Source organism: Laceyella tengchongensis (assembly GCF_900182735.1).
Classification (GTDB): Bacteria; Bacillota; Bacilli; order Thermoactinomycetales; family Thermoactinomycetaceae; genus Laceyella; species Laceyella tengchongensis.
Window position 1 is genome coordinate 150,868 of sequence record NZ_FXTU01000001.1, and the last position, 23,073, is coordinate 173,940.

Genomic DNA, 23,073 nt, shown 5'->3' on the forward strand with positions numbered 1-23,073 from the left:
AACAACCCCTTTCCCATATAGATGGGTTCACTCAATAAAGCAGGTGAATCACATTCATTGTAGGTTACTTTCTTAACAAAATCAATGTCCATTTGGCATGCCTTTGTCAGTCGGGGCGAAACGGGATGTTCCGAAGTCGATCTTTTTAGTTGACATGTTTCTTGTTAAGATGAGTATATCGTCCTATATATTATGAGGATGACAATGTATGGAAGAAGGGGATTGACCGGCGCGCTTGCAGCCTAGCTTCGGCTTAACAGCTGAAACGCTCCCCATGCCTAGGTTGGACCGCGTGTCGTGATAAATCGATCCACCATCTTTCTGTATCATTTGGTTAAAGGGGCAACTCCTATGAAAAAAAAGATTGTTGACGATATTAGAGAGTTGATTGGCCACACACCGATGATCCGTTTGCATCGCATGGGGTTGGCCGAAGGGGTCGAGCTGTATGCCAAACTGGAGTATTTCAATCCTGGAGGCAGTGTCAAAGACCGCTTGGGCATGGGCCTGATCCGGGATGGGGAACGGAGCGGACGGCTTAAGCCGGGCGGTACGATCGTTGAGCCGACAGCGGGAAACACAGGCATCGGCTTGGCCTTGGCAGCAGTTGGCACTGGTTATCGCGTGATTTTTGTCGTGCCGGAGAAGTTTTCGGAGGAGAAGCAGGAGCTGATGCGCGCGCTGGGTGCGGAAGTGGTCAACACGCCGACCGCTGAGGGCATGATCGGAGCGATGAACAAAGCACTGGAATTAACGAAAGAGATTCCCGGGGCTTATTGCCCTCAACAATTTACCAACCCTGCCAACCCACAGACGCATTATGAAACGACAGGGCCGGAGATCTGGGAGCAGATGGACGGCAAAATCGACATCTTCGTCGCCGGGGCTGGTTCTTCGGGTACGTTTATGGGGGTGGCACGCTATCTGAAGGAGAAAAACCCGGACATTAAAACGGTGATTGTGGAGCCGGAGGGTTCAATCATCGCTGGTGGGGAGCCTGGCCCGCATAAAACCGAAGGGATTGGGATGGAGATGTTTCCTGAGTATTTCGATTGGAATATGATAGATGAAGTGGTCACTGTATCAGACGAAGACGCGTTTCGGCTGGTGAAGGAATTGGCCGCGAAAGAGGGATTGCTGGTTGGCAGCTCTTCCGGTGCGGCTTGCCATGCGGCGTTAAGTTTGGCGGCAAAGGCACCGGAAGGGGCTCGGATCGTCACGGTCTTTCCTGACAGCAGTGAACGCTATCTTAGCAAAAAAATTTACCAAGGTGGTGTATGAGATGAAGTTGGATACAAAAATGATTCATGGCGGCGTCTTTGGCGACCCTCACACAGGCGCGGTTAGTGTGCCGATCTATCAAGTGTCGACCTACAAACAAAAAAGAGTAGGAGAACATGCGGGTTATGAGTACTCGCGCACAGGAAACCCCACTCGAGCTGCTTTGGAGACGTTGATCGCTGATCTGGAAAACGGAGCGAGAGGCTTGGCTTTCTCGTCGGGCATGGCGGCGATCTCCACTTTCCTGTCTCTCTTTAACACCGGCGACCACTTGATTGTGGGTGACGATGTGTACGGGGGAACGTACCGGGTGATCAGCCGTGTCTTCAACCGGATGGGTCTCAATGTTACCTTCGTGGACACCAGTGATCCGGATGCAGTGCGCGCGGCGCTAAAGCCCAATACGAAGGCGATTTATATGGAAACCCCCAGTAATCCGCTCCTTAAAGTGAGCGATATTGAAGCGTTGTCGCACATTGCGCGGGAAGCGGGCGCTTTGTTGGCCGTGGACAACACGTTCCTCACCCCCTACTGGCAAAACCCGCTTGACCTGGGGGCTGACGTGGTGATACACAGTGCCACCAAGTATTTGGGTGGCCACAGCGATGTGGTAGCTGGCATCATTGTGACCAAAGACGCACAATTGGGGGAAGAGCTGCATTTTCTGCAAAATTCGATCGGCGGCATTCTCGGCCCGCAAGATTCATGGCTATTGATGCGTGGGATTCGCACCCTTGGCTTGCGGATGAAGCAGCATGAACGAAACGCCCACATGCTGGCGACATGGTTAAGCGAGCATGACCGGGTGCAAAAAGTGTACTATCCCGGCCTCGCTCAGCATCCAGGACATGAAGTGGCGGCTAAACAGGCCCGAGGGTTCGGAGGGATCGTCTCCTTTGACGTCGGCAGTGCGGAACTGGCTGACCAAGTCATGGAAAAAGCGCGTTATTTTGTGTTAGCTGAAAGCTTGGGAGCGATCGAGAGTTTGATTTCCGTGCCCGCGCGGATGACGCATGCTTCCATTCCTGCTGAACGGCGACGTGAGCTGGGGATCACCGATGGATTGATCCGCATCTCTGTGGGTGTGGAAGACGGAGAAGATTTGTTGATGGATTTGGAACAGGCTTTATCCTAATCTTCCAGGGGAAAGAGTTGACATCAATGAAAACGATAACCGTATTTGTGTATGGCGCTGAGCAGATTTGCCCCAGTTGCGTCAATTTCCCTTCAGCCAAAGAGACATCGTCTTGGCTGGAAGCGGCATTAAAAAGGAAATACGGTGAACAAGTGGATGTGCGCTACGTGGATATCCATGAACCGGTTGGCTCGGCGGAAACGGTGGCGTTCGCCAAGCGGGTGCTGGATGAAGATCTCTGGTATCCGGTGGTTGTCATCGAAGGAGAGATTGTAGCGGAAGGAAACCCCAAATTGAAAGAAATCTGTCAAAAAATCGAGCGTGTGGGGGTTAAGCAATTAGGTTGAACCCGGAGAAAAAGTTCTGGCATCAGGCCAGAGCTTTTTTATTGTCAACCATAGTTGGAGGCGATCTCCTCTTTGCAAAACGCTGAATGAACACATGCTTAACCATTGGCCTCGATTGATTATATTTTTTAATGGTAAATATTGATGGATTCAAAATCTATTATTGCTTCGAATAAAGAAATACAGGTAGGATAGGTTGTTATTCCTTTATATAGCAGGAGATTCATGATGTAGACAAATTTTAGATGTAGCAACTCTTTTAGAATTCTTTATTATATAAGATGTTGTGGTGTAATACGGATTGATTAACTCTTGAATAGGAGATGAGAAGAATGTGGCTCATCCCCATCTTTATGGGCATTCTTTTATTTTTAGGAATTTGGGAAAAGCGGAAACACCAGAAGAATATTGATTCGATTCCGTTGCGTATCAACATCAACGGGATTCGCGGTAAATCGACGGTTACGCGCTTGATCACCGGGGTGATGGTGGAGGCAGGATACCGCGCAGTCGGCAAGACGACAGGAACGGCGGCGCGCATGATTTATTGGTACAAGGATGAAGAGAAACCGATCAAAAGACGGTTGGAAGGCCCCAACATCCGCGAACAAAAAGTGGTGGTGGCTGAAACGGCCCGGATGGGAGCCAACTGTCTGGTGAGTGAATGTATGGCGGTAAATCCTGACTATCAGATCATTTTCCAAGAAGAGATGTTACAAGCCAATGTTGGGGTGATCGTGAATGTGCTGGAGGACCACATGGATGTGATGGGGCCTACCCTGCGCGAAGTGGCTGACGCCTTTACAGCCACCATCCCATACAACGGCCACTTGATCGTGTCGGACGGGCCATATGTTCCTTTTTTCAAACGCGTGGCAAGGCAACGTAAAACACAAGTACATGTTGCCGATAACTCCCGTATTTCCGAGAAATTTTTACGTCAATTTGATTACATGGTCTTTCCTGAGAACGCCGCTTTGGCGCTAGCGGTTGCAGAGGCGGTGGGGATTGATGAAGAAACGGCATTCCGTGGCATGCTCAACGCGCATCCCGACCCGGGTGCTATGCGGATTCTGCCATTGGAACATAGTGACACACCCTCTTACTTTGTGAATGGATTCGCGGCTAATGACGCGGCTTCCACCTTGAATATTTGGGAGCGGGTCAAAATGCTGGGCTATCCGACGCAAGATCCCATTGTGGTGATGAATTGCCGTCCGGACCGGGTGGATCGCACAGAACAGTTTGCTAGGGATGTGTTGCCGCACATGCAGATAGATACGTTGGTGGTGATTGGCCAAACGACGCAACCGATCGTGGAGGCATATCAGGCGGGTCTCATTAAATGCAACACATTGTTGGATTTGGAAGACCAACCGACGGAAGCGATCATGAAGGCCATCAAGCCGAAGCTACAAAATCGGATGGTGTACGGAGTTGGCAATATCCACGGTTCCGCCGAACCGCTGTGCGAGATTTTTGAGCACATGAATCAGCAAGCGAAAGAAGAGCGAAACCGGGCTTACAAAAAGAAAGAATCCCCCGGGAAAAAGGTCAAAGTTGCGCAAATTGTCAGCTAGGAGGAAGATTTCGTTGTTCGGTTCAGACTTATACATTTCTTTGATTATCGGCGTTGTTCTCAGCCTGCTATATGCAGAAAAAGTGGGCGTCGTGCCTGCGGGCTTGATCGTTCCGGGGTACATGGGCCTCGTGTTCGATCAGCCCATCTTCGTTGGAACGGTATTGCTTATCAGCTTTTTGACGTATTTGATTGTGACGAAAGTGGTGGCGCGGTTCACCATCTTATATGGCCGCCGCAAATTTGCTGCGATGCTCATGGTAGGGATCGGGTTGAAACTGATTTTTGACTTGTTCGCTCCGATGGTTGTTCCTTATGTGCCTTTTGAAATGCAAGAGTTTCGCGGGATTGGAATCATTGTTCCGGGGCTGATCGCCAATACCATCCAAAGGCAGGGATTGGTTCCGACAGTGGGCAGCACGTTGCTACTCAGTGGATGCACGTTCCTGATCATGTTTGTTTATCAATTGTTCTAGGAAGTGAAAGAAATGTTGACCTGGAGGCAAAAACTGCAACGATACATCAAGAAACAAAAGAAAAAAGCCACCGTTCACACCGTGATCGCTACGGTCTTCACGGTGGTGTTGATCAGCGTATTGAATGCTACCGACCGGCCTCAAGAAGTGTCAGTGAAAAAAGATCCCAATAGCGTACTGACCATCTCCATGGTTGGTGATATCATGTTTGGCCGGTATGTCGGCTATGCCATCGTTCCGCGGTTTGGTTATGATCATCTGCTCAAATACGTGAAGCCATATTTTGCGGCATCTGATTATGTGACAGGGAATTTTGAAAACCCCATCACCAACCGCGAAGGATATCCGGAAGCGGATGTGCAGATTCATCTCAACACGAAGCCAGAAGCGGTCAACGCATTGAAAAAAGCCAAATTTTCTTCAGTCAGTTTGGCCAACAACCACATCAAGGATTATGGAAAACAGGGGTTGTTGGATACGTTAAGAGCGTTTGACGGGCAAGATATTGACACGGTAGGCGCTGGACGTGACTTGAAAGAAGCGAGCCGCATTTCGTATCAAACCGTCAATGGCATCAAAGTGGCCGTATTGGGTTTTTCCGATATCATTCCTAGGGATTATCGGGCGCGAAAAGACCGTTCGGGCATTGCGCCGGCGGACCCAGATGTGTTCTTCCCTCTGGTGGCCAAGGCGAAAAGCAATGCGGACCTTGTTTTGGTGCACATGCATTGGGGCTTGGAATATGACAGCGGCTATCATCCGCGTCAACAAGGCTTGGCCCGCGCTTTGGTGGATGCCGGCGCAGATGTGGTGATCGGGCACCACCCGCATGTGTTGGAACCGGTGGAAGTGTATAAACAAGGCGTGATTTTGTACAGTCTCGGCAATTTTGTGTTTGACCAAGGTTGGTCCCGCACCCGAGAAAGCGTGCTGGTTCAATACAAAATCTTGCAAGGCGGGAAAAAAGCCAAGTTGGAACTTCACCCCATGGTGATTCGCGAAGGGCAGCCCCGTCCGCTAACGAGTTGGTCGAATGTGTACCGGCGTGAGAAAATCTTCAACCAATTGACAGAGGAATTCATGTACAGTGATAAATGGAACCAGACATGGACACGCGAAGGGGATTACATATCCCGGATCATTCCGCTGTCTGGTAAGGGAAGACAGCCTGCAGGCAAATGAGGCAGCAGGAAAAGAGGGGAAGGGAGAGAAACGTGAGCAATAAAAACATGCATATCCTTCTTTCCATCCTAGTTGTGGTAGGAATGATATTTGCTTATGTGTATGAAGGAAATAAATATAACCCCAAGGTGTTTGAACAAACGATCCCCGCTAAAAAAAATTATAAGTATGGCGTCGCCGCTGCCCATCCTGAAGCGGTGAATGTGGGGATGAAAGTGCTTGAACAAGGGGGTAACGCCGTTGACGCTGCCATCGCCGTCGGCTACGCGTTGGGCGTGGTGGAGCCGTTTGGTTCCGGCATCGGCGGGGGCGGCACGATGTTGATTCATCCGTACAGCAAGAAACAGAAGCCGATCGTGATCGATTACCGGGAAACCGCCCCGTTCACCGGGTTGATTCCTGCTAATGGTGTAGGCGTGCCCGGGTTTGTCAAAGGGATGGAGCTGGCGCATAAAGAGTACGGGTCGATGCCGATGGATCGCTTGATCCAGCCTTCCGTCGAACTGGCTGAACGCGGGTTTGAGGTGACGGCGTTGTTAAGCGGTCGGTTGCGGGATGCCCAATTTCGCATGAATGTGAAACAGATGCCCCACTTTTATCCGGACGGCAAACCGATTCAACCTAAGCAATTGTTGCAACAAAAAGAGTTAGCTGCGACATTAAAAGCGATTCAAACAAACGGTGCCAATGCTTTTTACAGCGGCATTATCGCCAAGGATATTGAACTAGCGTCGAAGGGTGTCAAGGCAAGTGACTTAAAACGTTACCAAGCGACCAAAAAAGAACCGTTGAAAGTGAAGTATAATGATTTTGAAATGGTGACAACCCCACCGCCGAGCGGAGGGCTGATGTTGGCGGAATCCCTGTTCATCGCCGATCAGATCAATGTCGAAAAGACCAAAGACCTGTCAGCTGATTTTATCCATTTGCTCGGTGAAACGGAAAAGCGCGTACAAGGGGCGCGCATGAGAAACATTGGTGATCCCAATTTTATCAATGTCCCGGTGGAAGATATGTTGAGCAAAGATTATATTAAACGCTTGTCCTCCGACATCAACAATGAACGCATCTCCCTCCAATACAAACAAGTGGTCGACTCGATGGCTGATAAAGAGGATCATGACAACACGACCCATTTTGTGGTTGTTGATAAAAAAGGGATGATGGTCTCGGTCACCAATACGCTTAGTAACTTCTTCGGTTCGGGTATTTATGTGGACGGCTTTTTCCTTAACAATCAGCTGAAAAACTTCAGTATCCTGTCAGGTTCGCCCAACCGGGCTCAATTGGGCAAAAAGCCGATCAGTTATACGGCGCCGACCATCTTCACCAAGAACGATCGGCCAGTGCTGGGGATCGGTAGCGCCGGGGGGAGAAGAATCACACCGGTATTGACGGAAGTGATTTTGCGGCTGTTAGAGTATGATATGCCGATGCAAACGGCAATCAACCAACCGCGTTTCATCGTTGAAGGAAACGTCATCTATGTGGAGAGAGCCTTGCCGCCGGAAGTAGAGACGGAATTGAAACGAAAAGGGTACACGATCGTGTTGAAACCGGCTAGCCTGTTCTACGGCGGCGTGCAGGGGATTCGGGTGAACCGGAGTCAAAACACGATCGAAGGAGGATTTGATAGCCGGCGTGATGGAGCGTTCCGCTTCTCAGACTAATGGATTTTTGTGGAGGCATGACGGAAGATGAAACGGTTAATCAGCATTCTCACCCCATTTCTTGTGATTGGGTTCATCATGTACATTTTGATTGATTTTCGGCGGGTCGAGGTGCTAAGTGCAGAAGAGAAACAGGCGATTGATCGCTATCGACAAGAGTTGGTTAAAGGAACGCTACTTAACAAGAATCAAAATGACGGGGTTTTTTTAAAGCAAGATTTTGACCAAATCGCTACATCGCTGGAATTGTTGCATGAACACTCCCATTATCATGTCTTCGGTCCGGAATGGGGGGAAAGATTGGCCAACCCCGCTCGTGAATTCAACAAGATCCAAGCGATTCTCAACAAGCCGATGTATAAAGGGGACACCGCGCACCAAGCATTTTTACAATCATTGCAGGCTGATCTGACGGAGTCGCGCAAGCACATCGGCAAGCGGTTGGGGCATGACATCTTGGATGACTTGGCGACGTTGGTATTCACGAACGAGATTACTGAAGAGCGACAATGGAGCAATGCAAAGACAATTCAGGTGATGAAGGATCTTGGTGTGAAACTGATTAAGGAAGACGCGAAGTCCGGAGTGACCCCTCCTGGCCAGCAGCCTGCCAAGGCGCCGGCTGGCACACAATCGAACCAGCCGTAACAAGAAGCTCTCGGGTACTAAGTACTCGGGAGCTTCTTGTTATCTGCCCTTTCACGCGAGATTGTTGGGAAAGCGAAGGAAGACGTGTATAATGTTTTATATGTAGTGAAGCATATTATTGGAGTGAAGATAGATGATTCCTTTAGTGGAGTTTTGTGTAAACAACCTCACGCCGGAAGTGCTGGAAGTGAAGAATAAATTGGAGCAAGACCCAGGCATCGATGTGCTAGAATACGGTTGTTTGGGGAATTGCGGCATTTGCGCGCAAGGGCCTTATGCCTTGGTGAATGGGGAAGTGGTTGCGGCTGGGACGGGAGATGACCTGTACCGTAAGATCAAAGAAGCCATCGATGAAATGGAAGTACGTTATTAAACGCAAAAGCGCAAAAGGGCACGGAGTTTAAACGCTCCGTGCCCTTTTTGCGTCATTCATAGACTTTGATTTCATTGTAGAACGTATCGCGTTCCACGGCGGTGCGATTTGCTCCTTGGATGAGCCAGACGAGTTCATCGCGGGTAAGCGCTTGTTGTGTCAGTGCCCCCGCCGCATGGCTGATGCGTTCTTCTACCAGCGTGCCGTGCAAATCGGAAGAGCCGAAATGCATTGCCAACTGAGCCAATTGGGTGCCGATGTTGATGAAGTACGCTTTGATATGCGGGAAGTTGTCCAGCATCAAACGGCTGATGGCGATAGTGCGCATGTCGTCCATGGCGGAAGTGCGCCGCTTGATCGATGCGTTTACACTGCGAGGTTGCATGGCCAACGGAATAAAGACCATAAATCCGCCGGTCTGATCTTGCAGTTCCCGGACGCGCAGCATGTGAATCAGGCGCTCCTCCAAGGTTTCAATCGAGCCGTACAGCATCGTGGCGTGGGTTTTCAACCCCAAGCGGTGGGCGATACCGTGGATTTCCAGCCATTGGTCGGTGCTGGCTTTGTCCGGGCTCATTTTGAGCCGATAGCGCTCAGTCAAGATTTCGGCGCCGCCTCCCGGCATGGTGTCCAATCCGGCATCGATCAACTCTTTGAGCACATCTTCGTAAGAGCGGCCAGTCAGACGTGAGAAAAACTCGATTTCGGCAGAGGTGTATGCTTTGATCGTGACATGAGGATAGTGTTTTTTCAAAATGGAGATGGTTTCCAAGTAATAGTCAAACGGAACGGTGTGATTGTGACCGCCGACAATATGGAATTCGCGAATCCCTTGTGAGTAGCGGGTGCCTACGTATTCCAAGATTTCATCAGCAGACATGGTGTAGGCGCCCTCAGCGCCGGGATCGCGCCGAAAGCCGCAAAATGCACATTTGGCTTCGCAGACATTGGTTGGGTTGATGTACATATTTTGAATAAAGTACACTTTGTCGCCATTCCGTTTTAAATTCACTTCATTAGCCAATTGGCCGATGGTGAGCAAATCGGGGGATTGGTACAGTGTCAACCCGTCTTCGAGGGTCAGGCGCTCTCCATGCTGTACCTTTTCCACGATGGGAATCAAGTTTTTGTCCGTAGGGGTGATCATGAGTGACATGCAATGTCCTCCTTCCGAAACCGCATCTTTTTGATTTAAGTTTTTATTGTTCCATTCAATCAGGATGATTCCACCTTATCATATCGACATATGGAAGGCATGCTGCTATCGCGTTCTATGCGACTTTTTTGCACGGGCGTCTGTCTAGCGCATGTCATGAGCCGAAATGCAACCGAAATGGGCAACCCTCAGCTGTGAAAAATTGCACATGAATGCGTAAAGCTTCACATGCGCTTGGCAACTCCCGTCCCCTTTATTTCGATTGCCTAAATAATTGATTGCAATTTCCCCATTCATTCTAACACAAAGACTTTGTGCTGAAAATAAGCGGAAGAAATCGGTCATCATGTCGAAATTCCACTCATTTGATTGTCGAGCATGCCAGTTTGTGGATGAGAGTAGAAGCAAGGGATGGGGTGCGCAAGCCCCTGACCGCGACAAAGAGCGATTAAATGTTGACATTTTTTTACAAATTGGTAAAAATACCGTTTTGCCCTGTCGGTCTCCTTGACAACATGTTGTCTAAATGGTAAGTTTAATCAAACAATTTGTAAAATGAACATCTAATGTTCTGCTTTTTGTCAGTCGCTATAAAAGAGAAATTGTTTTTTCGAGGTTAGAGAGGGTTGGGTCAGATTAAGGGGAGGAGGGCTTAGCGTGGAGTTTTGTGGTTCGCTCGCTGAGCGCATGGAATGTGTCCGTAAGCGGATGGAAAAGGCTGCGCTAGACTTGGGATTGGGACATCCGCAGGTGTATCAACTCAGTCAAGAATTGGATCACCTGCACAATATGTGGGAAAAGTCGTGTTCCGGTCGAAAAAGGGAGAATGTGTACCATATTCGGTCAAGTATGGTGCAATCCAAAGAAGCGAACGAGCATATAAGATATAAGGTCATGTAGCGAGTCGCTTGGTTGTGCGTCGGGGTGATTCCTTAGTATACTGGTATCAGAAGGAGGGGACACCCGATGATTACGTTGACTGAGCAAGCCGCTTTCAAGGTAAAAGAGATGATGCAAGATCAAGAGAACCCTGAATCCCTGTTTCTGCGCGTAAGTGTGCAACATGGCGGATGTAGCGGATTTTCTTACGGGCTGGGGTTTGATGAAGATAAACAAGACGGTGATGCGTTGCTGGAACAGCATGGGGTGCGTATACTGGTCGACAAAGACAGCCAACCCTTGCTGAAGGGCACCGTGATTGATTACAAAGAATCCATGATCGGAGGCGGGTTTAGCATTGACAATCCCAATGCTACCGCCACCTGTGGCTGCGGCTCTTCATTCCGTACTGCGACCGATGCAGGTAAACCGAGTGATTGCTGACGGCAGTTGTGAGGATCGCATAAGAATAACGCTGTAACCATGGGCTCGCCCCCATCTGCTTCGCAAAGCTGCGACGCGGTGGGGGCGGGCTTCATTCATGTGTAAAGCCAGCTTTACTGCATGCAGGGTTGTTTTCCCAGGGCAGGTGTCATGGCGCGGTCACTTTTTGCGGGTAAAACGACCGCCTTTCGCTGGTATCATGATGGATATCACTTTGCAAAAAGGGGAGAGAAGGATGCGACTGTTTGAGCGGTTTGGCAAACAGGGCAGGGATGCGGTGGATGAGCTGCAAGAGGTCTATGAGGAAATGGTACAGTTACATAACCGGCTGGAAGCTTGTGAACGCGAATGGGCTCGGCTACGGGATGTGGATGAGCAGTTGCGGGAAGCTGAGTTTGTAAGGCATTCGGCCAAAGCAGTTTCGGACAAACTGAATGAAGTCTACCGGGATGTGCAACTGATCAGTGAAGCGATCCGGACAGATGACAGGGAAACGAGACGGTTTGTCGTGCAACAAGTTCACCAAATGGAATCGTTGGCCAATCAGACGATTGTCGAATCAAAGGAAGCTCTTGCAACCGAAGTGGCCGCATTGAAAGCGGAGTTGCAGAAGTGGATCGATGAGACGCAAGCTGAGTGGAGGGCGGGGGTGGAAGCGGAATGGCAAGAACGCATGAGCCGCCTGGAAGAAAAACAGAACCAACTCGAGTCGACGATGCAATCGTTGCAAGATCAACTTCGCGAGCAACAGAAAAAGGAACAAGCGCTGGACGATTTGGCTACGAAGTTAGCGCAAAAAGAAGAGGACTGGGAAAACAGGTTGAAGCGAAGAGGGCGTTTGGTGATGATCGCCATACTGGTCTGCTTCGCCCTATCGGTATGGTCATTGTATGCGTCGTTAATTGCCTAAAGGTGGAATAAAGCCCACGGCGGTGATCATGGCAATGTTCCGCCGTTTTTTTATTTGCTTCACTCTTTAGTGTGTGTCTGATGAAAAAGCAAACGGCAGAAAAACCATTTTCCATGCGTTTCACGCGTCAATAGAGAAGAGGTTTTTTCCGCCGCTACTTCACACTTACTTGATGCCAGACATGGCTAGTACTTCTGTTCTTGAATGAGTTGGACTCCTTCATAACCGCAATGTCGGCAAGTGGTATAGTGTGGGCACTGATGGGTGCGGGCATCGATGAGCCCATCAGTCAGTTTGGCGTCGTCGATGGGACGATATGGGCTGTAATCCCCAAATAGATCCATGTATCGGCCGTTGTCCACTAGTGGTTGCCCACAGGTGGGGCATGAGGCGGCAAAAGGGCTGAATCCGTTGCAAACGGGACAAGACAATGTCGACTTGGGATGCATGGTCATCCTCCTTTGCCATTTAATTTGCCTCTAGGTGGGAAAAACATGCAACTTGTGGCCAAACGGGCGAGACGGGCTCAAATAAGTGTTTTCGGAAAGAATATGGATGCGGATGCACTTCCCCGTATCCCGCATCAGCGACCACGGAACATTACGCACAAAAGTCTGTTCTTGACAGTGATAAAGCGCAAAACTCCCGCTGGCGCGCGGGAGTTTTGTTATAATTTCAAGTTGGAGCTATGGCCGGGTTGTAGTCTTGCTTCGGGGTCTAAGTATTGTTTGGCGTTGTTTACGGCGGTGGGCGCTTCACCAAAGCCCACGGCAATCAATTTCACTTTGCCAGGATAGGTGGCGATGTCACCGGCGGCATAGATGCCCGGGATGTTGGTCTCCATGCGGGAGTTGACTTTGATAGCACCGTTTTCGATTTCCAAGCCCCACTGCGCAATCGGCCCCAGGGAAGAGACAAATCCGTAGCTTACGATTAACGCATCCGTCTCCAATGTTTCGGTCACCCCGTTCTTTTTGTCGACCAGAGTGACACGCTCAATGCGGTCATCCCCGTGCAGGGCTTCGATTTCACGCGGGGTGATGACGCGGATGCTGGAGTTTCTCATCTGTTCCACACTGTGCTCGTGGGCACGGAATTTGTCGCGACGATGCACCACGGTGACGCTGTTGGCGATTGGTTCCAGCATGAGGGCCCAGTCTACTGCGGAATCACCGCCCCCTGCAATCAAGACGTTTTTACCGGCGAATTGCTGCTTGTCTTTGACAAAATAGAAGAGGTTAGCGTTTTCAAATCGTTCGGACCCGGCTAACCCTAGTTTGCGGGGCTCAAAAGCGCCGCAACCCGCGGTGATGATCACAGACTTGGCGCGGTGAATTTGTTTGTGCGTGACAATCTCAAACAAGCGTTCCTCTTTTTTATTTACTTCCAACACTTTCTCATCTAAGCAATAAATAGGATTGAAGTGTTTGGCCTGCTCAACCAGATTGTTGACCAATTCTTGGGCCATCACGCGGGGAAAGCCTGCTACGTCATAAATGTATTTTTCGGGATACAGTGCGGAGAGCTGGCCGCCCACTTGGGGCATGCTCTCAATCACTTTGACCGAAGCGTGGCGCATTCCGGCGTAAAATGCCGCAAACAAACCCGCGGGACCGGCTCCGATAATAGCGATATCAGTCACCTGCGCATCCATGTGTGGTTGTGTCATGTGAACACCTCCGCAATATTCTTAATATGGCAATTAAATCTCTATGCGTTTCTATATATAATACCTTAAACCAAAAGAAGGGGACTATACGAATTGATAAAAAATTACCAAGCCAGATACACAGAGGATAATGGTGAGGGTTGTGTGACAGAATGAAAACAAAAAGCTCTTGCCAAAAGAACGTGAAAATCATATCATAAACAATGGCATGATTCAATAAGGACGATAAGGTAAGACTTCCCCAGTTTGTGAGGAATTAATCATAACAAGTAGATGGATGTGATCAATGATGAGTGTACCTAAAATTGTTATTCTGGGTGCAGGCTATGGCGGTCTCATGACAGCAAAAGGCTTGGCGAAAGAATTGAAAAGCAACGAAGCAGAGATCACGTTGGTGAACCAAAACTCTTACCATTATGTGACGACGGAGCTTCATAAGCCGGCAGCCGGTACTTCCCATCATGACCATGCGCGTCTTTCGATTCCATCCGTGATCAATACGAAACGGATTAACTTCATTCAAGACCGCGTGACGGCGATCAAGTTGGAAGAGAAGGAAGTCCAATTGGAAAGCAACGAGCCGCTCAAATACGATTATTTGGTCGTGGGCTTGGGTAGCGCACCAGAGACTTTCGGTATCAAAGGTCTGATGGAGAACGCATTCTTCATCCGCAACATTGCCAGCGTGCGCGCGATCCGCGAGCATATGGAATACATGTTTGCGCGGTATGCGCTCGAGAAGAAGGAAGAGCTGATCACCATCGTGGTGGGTGGCGCTGGCTTCACAGGGATCGAGTATGTAGGAGAATTGGTTGACCGGATGCCTGAACTGTGCCGTGAATACGATATTCCGTTGGAGAAAGTTCGTATTGTCAACGTGGAAGCTGCGCCGACCGTGTTGCCTGGATTCGACAAAGAACTGGTTGAATATGCAGTGAAATACTTAGAAAGCAAAGGCGTCGAATTCTTGATCAGCACCCCTATCGAAGAATGCACCGAAGAGGGTGTCATTTTGAAGGGGGGACAAGAGATCAAAGCGGCCACCGTGGTATGGACCGGAGGTGTGCGCGGTAACAAATTGGTTGAGGAATCGGGTATCGAGACCATGCGCGGCCGCGTCAAGGTAGACGAAAACCTGCGCGCGCCTGGTTATGACAATGTCTTCATTATTGGGGACAGCTCTTTGGTGTTCAATGAAGATGAGCGCCCATACCCACCGACGGCGCAAATCTCTACCCAACAAGGACAATACTTGGGCAAAAACTTGGCTGTGAAGTTGCGCGGCGGAGAAATGAAGCCGTTCAAATATATGCCAAAAGGTACCGTTGCCTCTCTTGGCCGCAAAGAAGCGATCGGTGTGGTTGGCAACAAGAAATTGATGGGTGGATCAGCAGCATTCATGAAAAAGCTGATCGATTTGCGTTGGTTTTATCTTTTGGGTGGTTTGTCATTGGTATTGCGCAAAGGAAAGCTGTAATCAGTCACCGGCCCTTCAACTGAAAGGGTCGGTTTCTTTTTTGTTTGTTGATGTATTTATTTGAAAAAATGAGAAACTACTTGTTGTTATCGCTTACATCCATGTTTTTAAGAGGTTACCAATTCATTTGCGTGTTTATTTATTTATTATTATCATATATAATATTCGGAAAATAGAGTAAAAAAGGGGGATGGATCATGCTGAGATCGAATAAAGGCAGGAAAGACACTTGCAAATACTGTGAGGGAAACGGTTATGTCACCTTGCTCCTAGGTGGTTCGGAGACGTGTTATGCCTGCAAAGGGAGCGGTAATAAAAAATCGCGTTAACATATAATATACAGAAATTTCTCAATTTTATATAAATTATGTCCAGTCCCGTAGCCCGGGACTTTTTGCTTTATAGTGTGTTTAGCGCATCGATGATGTCTGCGTGGTTAATACAGGTGAACATGGGCACGTCACGCAATGTGTAACGGCTTGCTTCGGTTTCGCGCAATTCTTGCACGAGGTTTAAGAAGTCTTTGGCGTCATCCGCTTCAAACGCGACCACAAACTCTTGGTCGTCAATACCGAAGCTGTAAGTGGTGTTCAACTTGACGGATGGATATTTGCTTCCCACTTGGATGTGCTCGTCCATCATCCCTTGACGTGCAGGGAAGGAGAGCTGGTACCAGTCGCGCGTTTTGACAAAAGGATAGATGAACAGATATTTGCTTCGACCCGGAATGATGTGGGTGCGGGGATTTTGATGTTCAGGGTCCATTTTGTCTACGTAGACGCTACGCTTCGTCATGGAGAGATAAGAATATGTGATGGTTAGGTATTTGCCCAAGCCGGTTCGCATAAGTTGGCTGGTCATTTCTTGGAACGTTTCCAATTCGTTGGCGATCCGCCAGAGCATGAATTCGGCATCAGCTCGAATTCCCACCAACGAATAGGACAGAACAAACATGCCTGGTTTGTTTTGGAACTCTTTCACAACCGCGGCAAACTCTTCTTTGCCTTTTTGTTGTTCTGCGTCGCTGAGGCGGCGCCATGCTGGATCTACTTTGAAGAATGTAAAGTTGACAAATTGGGTTGGGAGATTTGGGCGTTTCGGCGCTTCTTCACCGGTTTGTGCCCCTGGTCTTCCTGAGAAGGAAGGTCTGCCTTGTGGACGCATAATGAAAGTCCTCCTTTTGCTTTATCCAACCCCTATTGTAGCGAAAGAAGAGAGAAAGAAGCAAACGGCTTCAACAAATCGCCATCATTTTCCGGTCGCATTGACCAAATGGGTTATTTTCAGTACAATGAGTGAGGATTTTTAATGATGACGGAGGCGGTTAACTTGTATCTCGCCCAGTTAATTATTTCCATTCCGCTGCTCTTTGTGCTGTTTTTTGGAATCGGATTTATTTTAAACATGATCTTAAAGACCACATGGCTTCCACTGATCATCTTTTTCGGAGTCGCCTTTTATGTGGGTAAAGATGTCAACCAAATATTTACAGTGGTCAACGCGGTTCTCTTTTTCTCGGGTTTGGCGGGCGCGATCGGTGGCATATGGACGATCAAGACGTTGCGCCAAAAAGGGTATCGCATGTTTTGATCTGGTGCACGAAGTGATCCGGAACCCAAGGTTTCGGATTTTTTTTGCGCTTCAGTCGCTCATGGGCGAAGCCGCGTGTCTTGATACGGGTCCCCTTCTTCAGGCGCGCGAAAGCGATCAGGATAAAGCAGGTGCGCCACTTGTTTGCCGCCGAGCAATAGGCGCGGAGATGGCCGGCAAAACCATCCTTCTTCCAGGATATGTATGTTGCCCTTTTCGATCAGGGGGGTTCCCTGCCAAGCGGGACGGGAGGTGAAGAAGGTGGTCTTGATTCGCTCTCGCGGAACGCCCGTCCATGTGACTAACACATAGTCAGGTTGCCGTGCGGCCACGTCGCCCCAGTCCGTTTGCACGCTTTCGGCGTCGTGATCGGCATAAATGTTGGTTGCGCCAACGAGTTGGCAAAGTTCCGTGAGCCAACTTTTCCTGCCGGGAGTGAACACGGGTTTGGGCCACCACTCAAAATAGAGCCGCGGTGTGGTTGTTTGACGTGGAATGGCGGCTTGTATGAGGGATATCTCCTGCAAAAAGCGTTGTTTGGCAGCTCGCCCTTGCGAGGGGATGCCGAGGGCGTCGCCAAGATAGACGAAATCTTCTGCAATATCTTTTAGGGTCTTGGGATTGAGAACCAAGGTGGGAATTTCTGCTTGTTTAAGTTGCGCGATGTTTTTCTCCATTCCCGGTACGCTGAGGGAGGCGATGACCAAATCTGGACGCAACGCCTTGACTTTGTCAATGTCTATGTCCAGATCTGGTCCCACCCGGGGCAGATGCTGCCATGTATGCGGCCAGTCGGAAAAGTCGTCTAGGCCGCATACTTCTTCACGCAAGCCCAAGAAGTGAAGCATTTCGGTGTTACTCGGACAGATCGATATGATGCGTTTCATTCCCTATGCCTCCTCTTGAGTTGGGCTGTTAATACCAAATGAAATACATCAAAATGGCAACCAGCGTGCCAAACCAGGCGCCAGTGAATACTTCAATTGGTTTGTGGCCCAGAATCTCTTTCAATTTGATTCGGGTTTCCGAGGACGGTTTTTCATTTAGATGGCGAATCTCGCGGAGCAAAAGCGAGAAGTCTTCTGCCAGTTGGTTCAATACTTGAGCGTGCATGCCGGCTTGTCTTCTCACTCCAGTCGCATCATACATGACAATGATGCCGAAGATCGTGGCAATGGCGAATGCAGGTGAGTTCCAGCCTGAGGTCAACCCGATGGAAGTGGCCAAGGAAGTGACGGCGGAGGTATGGCCGCTGGGCATGCCGCCCGAACTATATGACCAATTCCAGTCCCACTGGCGGGTGATGGTGTAATTCCAAGGAACCTTCAGCAGTTGGGCCAGTGTGATGGCGATAAGTGATGTCCAGAGAGGAAAATTGTGTGCCAGTTGTTCCAGCATCGATCGGGGTCACCCTTTCTGAGAAGTGCGGTAAACGGATTCTACGCTTAATAGGCTCATTTTAGTTAATGTGTGTATTCGTTTTTGACGGGGGCTCGATTCCCCGGGCCACCGAGGATGGTGGTTGTGTGTGAGTGGCGGGTTTCCGCCATCTTTTGCTATTTTGTCAGAGATAAACTATTTCATTATATTATATCCTACCCTTTTTTTAAAACGACGGATCCTCTTTTTTGAAGAGGAGATTAGAAGCGGATGGGCGAATCTTTCTTATGCCTTTTTAAACATGGATGGAAGGGGGAGAAAGCGACATTCGCCATGTTTTGCGGAGGCGGATTTGAATGATTTGTTCAGGAGGCAAGCTAATGAATAATTATTTGCCGGGGTTCGCCCGACTGCTTGACCGATGTGAGTGTCCCAAATGCGGCAAGGGTTTTGGTGTGTTGCAAGGAAGTCAGTCGGACATCGTCCAATGTCCCACCTGCGGCGAAAGGGGCTCAAAACACCTTTTTTTAACGACAGACAGTCTTTTGTTTGAATTGGCCCTTTCGCGGCAGAAGATGGCGAAAGCGGTGTGGCAAGCAACAAAGGATGCCCAGCCCGACATGTAAAAAAATTTTTTATAAAAAGGGTTGTCAATCGGGTAAAGCTGTGATATATTTAATTTCGTTGTTACGAGTTGCCGAAGTGGCGGAATTGGCAGACGCGCACGACTCAAAATCGTGTTCCCGCAAGGAGTGTGGGTTCGAGTCCCACCTTCGGCACCATCTTACATACCGAAAACTCACCACATATTCATTGGGATATGTGGTTTTTATTTTTTACAGCGCCTCAAAACCGTTATCCCATTCGTTCTTGACTTAGCCGCAAACGCGTGTTAGATTGAATTTCATCAACCTGCTGATATCATGCTGGGGTGGCGGAATAGGCAGACGCACAGGACTTAAAATCCTGCGGTGGGTGACCACCGTGTCGGTTCGAGTCCGACCCTCAGCACCAACCAAGCCTTGACCTGTTGCAGGTCAAGGCTTTTTTCATTTTTGGTGGATCAAAAGGCAAAAACGCCCCGAAACTGTCGAGGCGTTTTTGATGATGTCAAGTGAGTGAGGCGACATAATAGGAAGAACCAGTCATGCGCAACAACTCGTTTTTGTCTGGGCCTTCGTAAATCGAGTCAAGAATATGTTTTAGCACAAGGTAAGCGGACAAGGGCTCTGCGAGGTAATTTTCCATATAGAAACGGCGGGTCTCCGGGCATAAGATGAACGCACGCAAGTCTTCCAATTGCTTTACCCGGTTTTTGATTACTTCCAAAATGTCCGGCCGATCCGCGAACAGCTCGCCTTCGCGCCATGTCAGGGTGATATGGTCAAACAGCCAGCCTTTAACAGTGAATTCTCTTCTATGTCTCATGGCTTCCTCCTTATTCCCGATTACTTTAGCGACCTATTATCCTATACGGCACTAAGGAGGACATTCCTGCTATAGATAACGAAGAAATACTATTGAATCAAGAGATAATATTCGGATAAGTGCAGGTCAGGGCTTTATGGCGTTTAGGGCGCGAAGGCGGCATGCTTATCGCTTTTTGACCACTTGGAACTGATCGCCGATCAAGAGCCAGTTTTGGGGAAAGGCGAGACCGAGCCGCCAATAGCTTATTCCTCGTAGCCCGAGCTCTTTGACCAAATTGATTTTGGCCTGGATGGAGCGGGCGTCTTCAAACCAGACGGTATGCCGGTTGCCAGCATCGTCGACATAATTGAAGTGGGGTGCTTGTGCGACAGGGTCATACTGAATCTCTACGTTTTCCCTGGCGGCGATGGCGATGGCTTGTTGTGGGCTCAAGCCCCTGGCAGGCGGATTGCCTGGGCGATATGGCAAGGTCCAATCATAGCCGTATAGATTTTGACCCAAAGAGATTTTGTTAGCAGGCATTTCGCTTAAAGCGTAATCAACCACCCTGCGCACTTCATTGATGGGGGAAACCGCCATGGGAGGGCCACCACTGTATCCCCATTCGTAGGTCATCAGCACCACAAAGTCGGCAACGCGGCCATGAAAGCGATAATCATGGGCTTCATACCATTGCCCGCGTTGACCTCTGCTGGTCTTGGGAGCGAGAGCCGTCGAAACCGTAAAGCCCAGCGGGCGCAGGCGGTTGACTGCTTTTTCGAGAAAGCGGTTGTATGGCTCGCGATCTGGGGGAGGAAGAAATTCAAAGTCGAAGTGGATGTCACTGTATCCCACGCGGTTAGCTGTTTCGATGATGTTGGCCAATAACTGATCCTGCACCTCGGTGTTGTTCATGATGATATGCCCGATCTCCTCACTGAATTGATCTTCTTCTTGGTTGCTGATCACCATCGCCAATGCGACTCGGTTGCGGCGGGCGATGGCAGGCAGTTGGTTTGTTCCTGGGGCTTGTAGCGAGCCATCCCGCCGAACGCGGTAACTGGCGACAGAAAGGTAGGTCAGGTATGGAGAGGCTTGTTCCGTCTCCCGGCGGAGTGCTTCGCTCAATTGGGTGTCTGGCTCAATATAAGCGTTTATTTCGGCTGGCCGCTTTGCTGCTGGAGGGATGTAAAGCCGCATACCGATACGCAAGGGGGTTTGCGGGGACAAACGGTTGATTTGGGCTAGCCTGAATGGGGGCACACCGAAGCGCCTGCCGATCTTGTAAAGGGTGTCCCCGCGCTGTACCCAATAATATTGCCCTGAAATGGGAATAACCATCGCTTGCCCGGGCACCAGATCTTGCGGATTGGGCAAGCGATTGGCCTGTTCGATCACATCCGCCGAAAGGGAATAAGCTTCGGCGATGTCAGGCAGTGTTTGCCCCCTGGCCACGACATGGATTTGCATGATAAAAACTCCTTTCGCCGCAAACATTTCTTGTTTCATATGTATGAGTCGGCAGATCAATTATTCAGATAGGAGAGATTTCGTGATGAGAGTTTTACTTGCCCCTGATTCGTTCAAAGGTTCCTTGGCAAGTGTGGAAGCGGTACGGGTGATGGACAGGGGGTTGCGGCATGTTTTTCCCGATGTGGAAACGGTGCCTTTTCCCATGGCGGACGGAGGAGAAGGGACGGCTCGAGCGCTGCGGGAGATCATTGGCGGACAGGATATCAATGTCTCTGTCACCGATCCCCTGGGCCGAAAGCGGCGGGCTTCGTATCTGTGGGTGGCCCAACAGCGGTTGGCTGTCATCGAGACCGCGTCTGCCTCTGGCTTGCCGCTTCTTGCCGAACAGGAGCGTGATCCGGCGCGAGCGTCGAGTTACGGGACGGGATTGTTGATTCGACATGCGTTGGATCAGGGCGCAGATACGCTGATCCTAGGCTTGGGCGGCAGTGCTACCGTGGACGGGGGAATGGGGTTAATGAGGGCGTTGGGGGCGCGTTTCACCGACTCGAAGGGAGAAGAGCTCAGGGGTGACGGTGCTTCGCTGTTGCGGGTGGCACAGGCGGATTTGACAGGACTTGATCCCCGGCTCAGACGAGTCGATGTGATTTTGGCGACCGATGTGGAAAATCCGTTGCTTGGCCCCGAGGGAGCGGTGTCAGTCTTTGGGCCCCAAAAGGGAATACAAAGCAGGGACATCCCTGCTTATGAAGCGGGGATGAACCGCTACGCCGAAGTGATGCGGCGGGTGACGGGCAGGGATGAGCGGCGCGCACCGGGGAGTGGAGCGGCTGGTGGGATTGGATTCGGTTTGTTGTCTTGTTTGGGATGCCGGAGGGAAAGCGGGTTTGATTTGATTGCTTCGCAGGGCGGGCTTATGGAGAAAATGGCCGAGGTGGATCTGGTTTTCACCGGGGAAGGGTGTTTTGACAGCCAATCCTTCTATGGCAAAGTGCCCGTCAGCATTGGGCGAATGGCTAAACGGCTGGACGTGCCTGTTATCGCCTTTGCTGGCCGAATCGAAGGGGAGCAGGTGACTCTGCCGGATGTGGGTATCTCATTGTTGGTACCCATAGTGGATAAGACCATGTCGTTGGCAGAGGCGCTCGACCAAGCTGAACCGTTATTAGAAAAGGCAGTGTGGCGGGTGGCTACAGCCATCAAGCTGGGAAGTGGACGAGATCAACAATCTAGAAGATAAAACTAATCCAATATATAAAAGATATATTGAATATTTTAATGATGAGAGATATGATATTTCTTGTTGTACACATATAGCGAAGGGGTTCATAACATGAAAAGAATAGCCATTGTTCTTGTTATTAGTATATTGTCACTGGTAGGTTGTTCAATCATGGACCAAGCTGACGCTGAAAAAGTGGTGCTGGAAATCAGCAAGCTCGTTGATAAAGGTAATGCTCTCAGCAATCGCTTGTCCGCCTCTGTTGACAATGTAGCGATGGACACGGCGGTCAACACGTTGAATATCAGTTTGCAAAAGGGAAATGTGGATAAAGAGGCGCTGAATAAGGTATTGGAGTTGCTGAAAAAACAAAAGGAAAGCTCCGAAAAGGAGCGCAAAGGTTTGCAGGAGATCAAGGCGCAAATTCCGGCAGTTCAAGCCAAAACAGCCAACTTGTCTGAGAACCGCAAAAAAATGGCTGACCAAACATTGGCTGATTTGCAAACCTTGACAGAGAACGAGCTCAAAATGAAAGACATCGAGATCGAAATGTTTGAGCTGAACCTGAAGTACTATGAGGCGATCGGCCAAGGCAAAGAACCTGCCGAAGACAACTATGAGCAATTGGAAGGCGAAAGCAAGAAATTGCAGACCCAATTGGAAAGCGATCTGAAGAAATTTAATGATTCTTGGAACGCGTTCCACAAAGATGTGCGCGGCACAGATACAAAAAAACCGATTGGTGAATAATCCGCTAATATCACGCCAACCC

Annotated in this window: 25 protein-coding genes, 2 tRNA genes and 1 pseudogene; 20 read left to right on the forward strand and 8 right to left on the reverse strand. The window is 49.6% G+C overall.

All coding sequences use genetic code 11. The annotated features are described in order from the left end of the window. Positions 1 to 351: 351 nt before the first annotated feature. The 9 genes and pseudogenes from cysK (at position 352) to QQZ12_RS00785 (ending at position 8,691) form a co-directional block, all read left to right on the forward strand. Positions 352 to 1,281, forward strand: coding sequence for a cysteine synthase A (gene cysK / locus QQZ12_RS00745; RefSeq protein WP_284723814.1), 930 nt, complete (start codon positions 352 to 354; stop codon positions 1,279 to 1,281). Between the two features lies 1 nt (position 1,282). Beyond that, positions 1,283 to 2,416, forward strand: a complete 1,134-nt coding sequence (locus QQZ12_RS00750) for a bifunctional cystathionine gamma-lyase/homocysteine desulfhydrase (protein ID WP_022737808.1) — start codon at positions 1,283 to 1,285, stop codon at positions 2,414 to 2,416. A 26-nt stretch (positions 2,417 to 2,442) separates the two neighbouring features. Beyond that, entirely contained in the window at positions 2,443 to 2,763 is a 321-nt protein-coding gene (locus QQZ12_RS00755; protein WP_102991574.1) for a YuzD family protein, read from the forward strand. 332 nt (positions 2,764 to 3,095) lie between these two features. Next, positions 3,096 to 4,238, forward strand: a pseudogene (gene pgsB / locus QQZ12_RS00760) (poly-gamma-glutamate synthase PgsB); the annotation flags it as partial. A 118-nt stretch (positions 4,239 to 4,356) separates the two neighbouring features. Next, complete coding sequence (gene pgsC, locus QQZ12_RS00765) at positions 4,357 to 4,818, forward strand: poly-gamma-glutamate biosynthesis protein PgsC (protein WP_022737811.1); 462 nt, start codon at positions 4,357 to 4,359, stop codon at positions 4,816 to 4,818. Between the two features lie 12 nt (positions 4,819 to 4,830). After that, entirely contained in the window at positions 4,831 to 6,000 is a 1,170-nt protein-coding gene (locus tag QQZ12_RS00770; protein ID WP_102991576.1) for a CapA family protein, read from the forward strand. 32 nt (positions 6,001 to 6,032) lie between these two features. Further along, on the forward strand, positions 6,033 to 7,670 hold the full coding sequence (gene ggt, locus QQZ12_RS00775; RefSeq protein WP_284723815.1) for a gamma-glutamyltransferase: 1,638 nt from the start codon (positions 6,033 to 6,035) through the stop codon (positions 7,668 to 7,670). A 27-nt stretch (positions 7,671 to 7,697) separates the two neighbouring features. Then, a complete protein-coding gene (locus QQZ12_RS00780) occupies positions 7,698 to 8,318 on the forward strand; it encodes a hypothetical protein (RefSeq protein ID WP_284723816.1) in 621 nt (206 codons plus the stop codon). A gap of 133 nt (positions 8,319 to 8,451) precedes the next feature. After that, a complete protein-coding gene (locus QQZ12_RS00785) occupies positions 8,452 to 8,691 on the forward strand; it encodes a YuzB family protein (RefSeq protein WP_102991579.1) in 240 nt (79 codons plus the stop codon). A 52-nt stretch (positions 8,692 to 8,743) separates the two neighbouring features. On the opposite strand, the gene mqnE is transcribed toward QQZ12_RS00785, so the two are convergent. Then, the gene (gene mqnE, locus QQZ12_RS00790) at positions 8,744 to 9,847 is read right to left on the reverse strand and encodes an aminofutalosine synthase MqnE (protein ID WP_102991580.1); all 1,104 of its coding nucleotides are present in this window, start codon (positions 9,845 to 9,847) and stop codon (positions 8,744 to 8,746) included. Positions 9,848 to 10,504: 657 nt separating this feature from the next. Here mqnE and QQZ12_RS00795 point away from each other — a divergent pair. The 3 genes from QQZ12_RS00795 to QQZ12_RS00805 all read left to right on the forward strand — a co-directional run bounded on the left by QQZ12_RS00795 (position 10,505) and on the right by QQZ12_RS00805 (position 12,080). Further along, positions 10,505 to 10,747, forward strand: coding sequence for an aspartyl-phosphate phosphatase Spo0E family protein (locus QQZ12_RS00795; RefSeq protein ID WP_022737816.1), 243 nt, complete (start codon positions 10,505 to 10,507; stop codon positions 10,745 to 10,747). Positions 10,748 to 10,813: 66 nt separating this feature from the next. Next, entirely contained in the window at positions 10,814 to 11,170 is a 357-nt protein-coding gene (gene erpA, locus QQZ12_RS00800; protein WP_102991581.1) for an iron-sulfur cluster insertion protein ErpA, read from the forward strand. A 235-nt stretch (positions 11,171 to 11,405) separates the two neighbouring features. Then, a complete protein-coding gene (locus tag QQZ12_RS00805; protein WP_102991582.1) occupies positions 11,406 to 12,080 on the forward strand; it encodes a coiled-coil domain-containing protein in 675 nt (224 codons plus the stop codon). A 185-nt stretch (positions 12,081 to 12,265) separates the two neighbouring features. Here the strand turns inward: QQZ12_RS00805 and QQZ12_RS00810 are convergent, their stop codons facing one another. Continuing rightward, positions 12,266 to 12,529, reverse strand: a complete 264-nt coding sequence (locus QQZ12_RS00810) for a hypothetical protein (RefSeq protein WP_102991583.1) — start codon at positions 12,527 to 12,529, stop codon at positions 12,266 to 12,268. Between the two features lie 218 nt (positions 12,530 to 12,747). Further along, on the reverse strand, positions 12,748 to 13,734 hold the full coding sequence (locus QQZ12_RS00815) for an NAD(P)/FAD-dependent oxidoreductase (RefSeq protein ID WP_102993760.1): 987 nt from the start codon (positions 13,732 to 13,734) through the stop codon (positions 12,748 to 12,750). Positions 13,735 to 14,038: 304 nt separating this feature from the next. On the opposite strand from QQZ12_RS00815, the gene QQZ12_RS00820 reads away from it, so the two are divergent. Together QQZ12_RS00820 and QQZ12_RS00825 are read left to right on the forward strand one after the other, a co-directional pair. Further along, the gene (locus QQZ12_RS00820) at positions 14,039 to 15,226 is read left to right on the forward strand and encodes an NAD(P)/FAD-dependent oxidoreductase (RefSeq protein WP_181352969.1); all 1,188 of its coding nucleotides are present in this window, start codon (positions 14,039 to 14,041) and stop codon (positions 15,224 to 15,226) included. A 197-nt stretch (positions 15,227 to 15,423) separates the two neighbouring features. After that, positions 15,424 to 15,555, forward strand: coding sequence for a YuiA family protein (locus QQZ12_RS00825; RefSeq protein ID WP_181352968.1), 132 nt, complete (start codon positions 15,424 to 15,426; stop codon positions 15,553 to 15,555). Positions 15,556 to 15,625: 70 nt separating this feature from the next. On the opposite strand, the gene QQZ12_RS00830 is transcribed toward QQZ12_RS00825, so the two are convergent. Next, complete coding sequence (locus tag QQZ12_RS00830) at positions 15,626 to 16,390, reverse strand: chlorite dismutase family protein (protein WP_102991585.1); 765 nt, start codon at positions 16,388 to 16,390, stop codon at positions 15,626 to 15,628. Positions 16,391 to 16,537: 147 nt separating this feature from the next. Between QQZ12_RS00830 and QQZ12_RS00835 the strand changes: the two genes are divergently transcribed. Next, positions 16,538 to 16,816, forward strand: a complete 279-nt coding sequence (locus tag QQZ12_RS00835; protein ID WP_228502927.1) for a YuiB family protein — start codon at positions 16,538 to 16,540, stop codon at positions 16,814 to 16,816. Between the two features lie 59 nt (positions 16,817 to 16,875). Here the strand turns inward: QQZ12_RS00835 and QQZ12_RS00840 are convergent, their stop codons facing one another. Continuing rightward, positions 16,876 to 17,703, reverse strand: a complete 828-nt coding sequence (locus QQZ12_RS00840; RefSeq protein WP_102991586.1) for a cobalamin-binding protein — start codon at positions 17,701 to 17,703, stop codon at positions 16,876 to 16,878. Between the two features lie 28 nt (positions 17,704 to 17,731). Beyond that, entirely contained in the window at positions 17,732 to 18,214 is a 483-nt protein-coding gene (locus QQZ12_RS00845) for a divergent PAP2 family protein (protein WP_102991587.1), read from the reverse strand. A gap of 362 nt (positions 18,215 to 18,576) precedes the next feature. Here QQZ12_RS00845 and QQZ12_RS00850 point away from each other — a divergent pair, with 362 nt between their 5' ends. From QQZ12_RS00850 to QQZ12_RS00860, 3 genes are all read left to right on the forward strand, one after another. After that, positions 18,577 to 18,822, forward strand: coding sequence for an FmdB family zinc ribbon protein (locus tag QQZ12_RS00850; protein WP_102991588.1), 246 nt, complete (start codon positions 18,577 to 18,579; stop codon positions 18,820 to 18,822). A 70-nt stretch (positions 18,823 to 18,892) separates the two neighbouring features. After that, positions 18,893 to 18,978, forward strand: a tRNA-Leu gene (locus tag QQZ12_RS00855). Positions 18,979 to 19,121: 143 nt separating this feature from the next. After that, positions 19,122 to 19,210 (forward strand) — tRNA-Leu (locus QQZ12_RS00860). A 96-nt stretch (positions 19,211 to 19,306) separates the two neighbouring features. Here the strand turns inward: QQZ12_RS00860 and QQZ12_RS00865 are convergent. Beyond that, the gene (locus QQZ12_RS00865) at positions 19,307 to 19,624 is read right to left on the reverse strand and encodes a hypothetical protein (RefSeq protein ID WP_102991589.1); all 318 of its coding nucleotides are present in this window, start codon (positions 19,622 to 19,624) and stop codon (positions 19,307 to 19,309) included. Positions 19,625 to 19,789: 165 nt separating this feature from the next. Continuing rightward, positions 19,790 to 21,076: a glycoside hydrolase family 18 protein gene (locus tag QQZ12_RS00870; protein ID WP_102991590.1), complete on the reverse strand. Its 1,287-nt coding sequence runs from the start codon at positions 21,074 to 21,076 to the stop codon at positions 19,790 to 19,792. Between the two features lie 85 nt (positions 21,077 to 21,161). Here QQZ12_RS00870 and QQZ12_RS00875 point away from each other — a divergent pair, with 85 nt between their 5' ends. Together QQZ12_RS00875 and QQZ12_RS00880 are read left to right on the forward strand one after the other, a co-directional pair. Further along, positions 21,162 to 22,319 carry a glycerate kinase gene (locus tag QQZ12_RS00875; RefSeq protein ID WP_284723817.1) on the forward strand — a complete coding sequence of 386 codons (1,158 nt, stop codon included), beginning with the start codon at positions 21,162 to 21,164 and terminating at the stop codon, positions 22,317 to 22,319. 153 nt (positions 22,320 to 22,472) lie between these two features. Next, positions 22,473 to 23,051: a hypothetical protein gene (locus QQZ12_RS00880; protein WP_102991592.1), complete on the forward strand. Its 579-nt coding sequence runs from the start codon at positions 22,473 to 22,475 to the stop codon at positions 23,049 to 23,051. The last annotated feature ends 22 nt before the right edge of the window (positions 23,052 to 23,073 follow it).

Bases quoted from the DNA above. Each gene is read 5' to 3' on its own strand.
- cysK (WP_284723814.1), top strand. From the start codon at position 352: ATGAAAAAAAAGATTGTTGACGATATTAGAGAGTTGATTGGCCACACA.
- QQZ12_RS00750 (WP_022737808.1), top strand. From the start codon at position 1,283: ATGAAGTTGGATACAAAAATGATTCATGGCGGCGTCTTTGGCGACCCT.
- QQZ12_RS00755 (WP_102991574.1), top strand. From the start codon at position 2,443: ATGAAAACGATAACCGTATTTGTGTATGGCGCTGAGCAGATTTGCCCC.
- QQZ12_RS00770 (WP_102991576.1), top strand. From the start codon at position 4,831: ATGTTGACCTGGAGGCAAAAACTGCAACGATACATCAAGAAACAAAAG.
- QQZ12_RS00780 (WP_284723816.1), top strand. From the start codon at position 7,698: ATGAAACGGTTAATCAGCATTCTCACCCCATTTCTTGTGATTGGGTTC.
- QQZ12_RS00785 (WP_102991579.1), top strand. From the start codon at position 8,452: ATGATTCCTTTAGTGGAGTTTTGTGTAAACAACCTCACGCCGGAAGTG.
- mqnE (WP_102991580.1), bottom strand. From the start codon at position 9,847: ATGTCACTCATGATCACCCCTACGGACAAAAACTTGATTCCCATCGTG.
- erpA (WP_102991581.1), top strand. From the start codon at position 10,814: ATGATTACGTTGACTGAGCAAGCCGCTTTCAAGGTAAAAGAGATGATG.
- QQZ12_RS00805 (WP_102991582.1), top strand. From the start codon at position 11,406: ATGCGACTGTTTGAGCGGTTTGGCAAACAGGGCAGGGATGCGGTGGAT.
- QQZ12_RS00810 (WP_102991583.1), bottom strand. From the start codon at position 12,529: ATGCATCCCAAGTCGACATTGTCTTGTCCCGTTTGCAACGGATTCAGC.
- QQZ12_RS00815 (WP_102993760.1), bottom strand. From the start codon at position 13,734: ATGGATGCGCAGGTGACTGATATCGCTATTATCGGAGCCGGTCCCGCG.
- QQZ12_RS00820 (WP_181352969.1), top strand. From the start codon at position 14,039: ATGAGTGTACCTAAAATTGTTATTCTGGGTGCAGGCTATGGCGGTCTC.
- QQZ12_RS00825 (WP_181352968.1), top strand. From the start codon at position 15,424: ATGCTGAGATCGAATAAAGGCAGGAAAGACACTTGCAAATACTGTGAG.
- QQZ12_RS00830 (WP_102991585.1), bottom strand. From the start codon at position 16,390: ATGCGTCCACAAGGCAGACCTTCCTTCTCAGGAAGACCAGGGGCACAA.
- QQZ12_RS00835 (WP_228502927.1), top strand. From the start codon at position 16,538: ATGACGGAGGCGGTTAACTTGTATCTCGCCCAGTTAATTATTTCCATT.
- QQZ12_RS00840 (WP_102991586.1), bottom strand. From the start codon at position 17,703: ATGAAACGCATCATATCGATCTGTCCGAGTAACACCGAAATGCTTCAC.
- QQZ12_RS00845 (WP_102991587.1), bottom strand. From the start codon at position 18,214: ATGCTGGAACAACTGGCACACAATTTTCCTCTCTGGACATCACTTATC.
- QQZ12_RS00850 (WP_102991588.1), top strand. From the start codon at position 18,577: ATGAATAATTATTTGCCGGGGTTCGCCCGACTGCTTGACCGATGTGAG.
- QQZ12_RS00865 (WP_102991589.1), bottom strand. From the start codon at position 19,624: ATGAGACATAGAAGAGAATTCACTGTTAAAGGCTGGCTGTTTGACCAT.
- QQZ12_RS00870 (WP_102991590.1), bottom strand. From the start codon at position 21,076: ATGCAAATCCATGTCGTGGCCAGGGGGCAAACACTGCCTGACATCGCC.
- QQZ12_RS00875 (WP_284723817.1), top strand. From the start codon at position 21,162: ATGAGAGTTTTACTTGCCCCTGATTCGTTCAAAGGTTCCTTGGCAAGT.
- QQZ12_RS00880 (WP_102991592.1), top strand. From the start codon at position 22,473: ATGGACCAAGCTGACGCTGAAAAAGTGGTGCTGGAAATCAGCAAGCTC.